Origin of the sequence: Tepidibacillus decaturensis (genome assembly GCF_001561915.1) — a bacterium.
Classification (GTDB): Bacteria; Bacillota; Bacilli; order Tepidibacillales; family Tepidibacillaceae; genus Tepidibacillus_B; species Tepidibacillus_B infernus.
The window spans coordinates 89018-92055 of the sequence record NZ_LSKU01000001.1 but is presented as its reverse complement, the minus strand read 5'-3'; the positions used below and the strand labels follow the sequence as shown (position 1 = coordinate 92055).

The 3038-nt window shown below is 39.4% G+C and carries 4 protein-coding genes; all 4 read right to left on the bottom strand.

The window, feature by feature from the left end; genetic code table 11:
- Positions 1-90 precede the first annotated feature (90 nt).
- Complete coding sequence (locus tag U473_RS00420) at positions 91-552, bottom strand: transposase (protein WP_068722374.1); 462 nt, start codon at positions 550-552, stop codon at positions 91-93.
- A gap of 214 nt (positions 553-766) precedes the next feature.
- Positions 767-1864 (bottom strand): hypothetical protein, encoded by a 1098-nt coding sequence (locus U473_RS00415; protein ID WP_068722371.1) that lies wholly within the window; start codon positions 1862-1864, stop codon positions 767-769.
- A 238-nt stretch (positions 1865-2102) separates the two neighbouring features.
- A complete protein-coding gene (locus tag U473_RS00410; protein ID WP_201024111.1) occupies positions 2103-2519 on the bottom strand; it encodes a TIR domain-containing protein in 417 nt (138 codons plus the stop codon).
- 6 nt (positions 2520-2525) lie between these two features.
- On the bottom strand, positions 2526-3035 hold the full coding sequence (locus tag U473_RS00405; RefSeq protein ID WP_068722367.1) for a RipA family octameric membrane protein: 510 nt from the start codon (positions 3033-3035) through the stop codon (positions 2526-2528).
- Positions 3036-3038 lie beyond the last annotated feature (3 nt).

Below are 3038 nucleotides of genomic sequence, written 5' to 3'. Positions count from 1 at the left end.
ATAAGTAAAGACATTTGTAACAAAAAGTAAGTGAACAATAATTAAATGGGGCTGTCTGAAAAGTCCATTTAAGTTGAAAATCCGCAAAAATTAAACCCCAAAAAATGTTAATTTTACATTGTGTGCGAGAGCCACAATCCCAAACTCAACATGTACTTTGTCAATCCCTCGTAGTGAAAATCTGCGGAACGACCGATTGCCTTTGATGTGCCCGAACATGCTTTCTACTTCGACCTTTCGTCGACTATAGATGGCGGCTTTCTCTTCACATTCAAGGGCTGCTTTTGCCTTTGCCTTCATTTCTTCGAAGACCGTATTCCAATGAACTTGACGATTGCCCTTCGCTTTCGTACATTTCTCTTTTAATGGGCAATCTGTACAATCTTCACATTCGTATATTTTGAAGCTTTGCTCATAGCCAGCCGGATTCTTTTTTATTAGATATTTCCTGAATGTAACCTTCCGGTCATTTGGGCAGATGAAACAATCATCCTTTTCGTCGTAGTCCCAGTTAATTACGTTTTTAATATCCTTTTTGGCTATTTCCACCACCTATTGCCTTATTTAATGCCTGTGCAATATGATAGGATAGGGGTCTAACTGATTTAAAACAGCATAACGAGACAGTGAAAAGGATTCTTAAAACTTCTCAGCAGTATAGCCTTGCCCTCCATCGCTATTTGAAACAATCTGTGTATTTTCTAATGAATATTGATGGGCGGTAAATGCCTGAACTTCTTTCCAAAAATATGCAGTTGGCTCAGTCTTATCTATTTCTGAGGTCATACCTGATTTTTATAGTCGAACTTTTACCGCTGGGAGTAGTATGCAAAACTTCATCGCCAGGCATCATTTTCTCGTACATAATCCTGCATATCTGCGACATCCTGTTTTTCATGCCCATCTGATTATGAATATCCCCTGAAACCAAATCAATATAGTCTTCGCCTCGCAATTTTGCTTCCTGCAACAATTTTTCTATGTACTGCCTTACATCATCAGCTGTTTTCCTCCCCGAATCAGAAGGTTCTCCAGCCGTTCTGCTTTGCCTTACCGTTCTTTGTACACGTGCTCTACGCCCCGTATTGTTTCTGAAGCTATCGTTTCCGAATCTGGCAAGCCATTTGATCCGTTCTAATTCTTCATCAGATAAAGGTTGTCCCTGCAAACCCTGTCTATTCCAAAGACCGCTGTTTGCAATCTCCGACATAGGGCTATTCAAACCAAGCCAATTGCTGCTCGGGCCAAATGATGGATGCCTGTTAAGTGATGCAATAATGCCTTCTTCTAACCTCAACCGTTCAGCTTCTTCATCAACCGGAAAACAGACAAAGGTGATGTTGTCCCTTAAATATCGGCCAATTTTTGCCTCAAGTTCAGTTTCAAGCTCTTCATTTATTAAGTGTCCATAGTTTCTTTCATTTTCAGAATTATGCATATCAATTTCCCACACTTGTAAATATGGATCCGAAGTCATTTTCAAAAAAGCACGACCGATGTTTTTACGGAAAATACTGCCATCAGCATCCTCTTTCACAAAATGGTCTCTTAGCCTTTTCAACAAACGGTCTTGACCCCGGTGGGTACCTATGCGAACTATTCTATCCATGCCATGATAGCTTTCGCCCTTTTCAAACATGATGTATATACCATTTTGATAAGGAATCCGATTTATCATCGTCCAATCCAATCGCGGCAGACCATTGAAAAGCATATGAAGAACTATCGCATTATCTGATTCGCTTTCAAGCCTAATCAGTCTCTCTAACTCCGGAATCCATTCTCCTTGACGCTTGCCTTTGAGAGGAAGCCAAAAATGAACCAAATGGGGCAGCAGATTTTCTTGATAAACTTCGCCGGCCAAAACAATAAACTCATCGCGTTCTAAGTCGGAAACTTTTCGTAATCGCTTTAATACCCCCTGAAAACAAAATAAAGTGCACCTTTATTTAGCAGGTACACCTAAATTATACCATAGTTTTCATACAATTTGAGTTATTATAAATATATCCCTTACCTCAACCCCTGCCTTCAGAATAAAGAACATTTCCCCCGGCTACTCTTTTTATACTAGTCGTTTTCAATCAGGGAATAACTGATTGCTATAAGGAATATTTTCTAATTGCCTCGACAATCGATGCGGTATTCCATCCAACTACGGTTTTCGCACTATCCTGGACAATCTTTGGCACCAGCGCATTGCCCCAAGGCTTAACGCCAATAATTGGCTTTTTGTAGCTTTTTGCAATTTCAATTTCAGCCTCAATCCATTTTCTGTAGGCTGCGTACATACCCGCCAGTACAATCACAGCATTAACCGGCCTTATTTGATTTTGCAACGCAGCATAAAGTTGTGCATCTGTTTTAGCTTTCAATGGGTCATGTTCAGGTACACTATAATTTCGCCAGGTAAATAACGGGGTTTGTTTTAACATATTTACCATTTTGTAATATTCATCATTATATGTCCAAGCATGACTGATAAATAAATCATAGGTTTTTAAACTCGGCATAAACATCCCTCCCTAGAATAATATCTTTGCAGCAACTGTTATCACATAAATTATCGCAAACAGTACTGGTATAATCTTTTCAATATGAGATAATGGCCAATATGTACGCTTTCGTTTACCATTATCAAGTTTTACCCATTCATAATCGTAAAGAGCCAATGGCAGAAGTTTCTCTATCTCATGCATTACTTTAAATTTTGCTGAATTGAGTTGTTTGTAGCTGTGCAAAATCGAAAACCACGCAAATGATACTATTAGCCCGATGCCTGGCATTAACAGCCACCAAAAAGGCATTTCACTCTTAAAAAGCCCAAACACCGTTAGCAACGAGGTGTTTATCGTTATAAAAAATGAATTTGCCGTCATTCTTCGTTGGCTGACTCTGTCAGCCATTTCAACATAAATTTTGTATTGTTCCAAGATATGGTTACGGTATAGTTCCCCGTACTGATCTTTGTCATAATTTACTAGTTGTTTATCGCCCAGACTGACCACTTCCCTGCAAGGTGAACTACCCGCCACCTA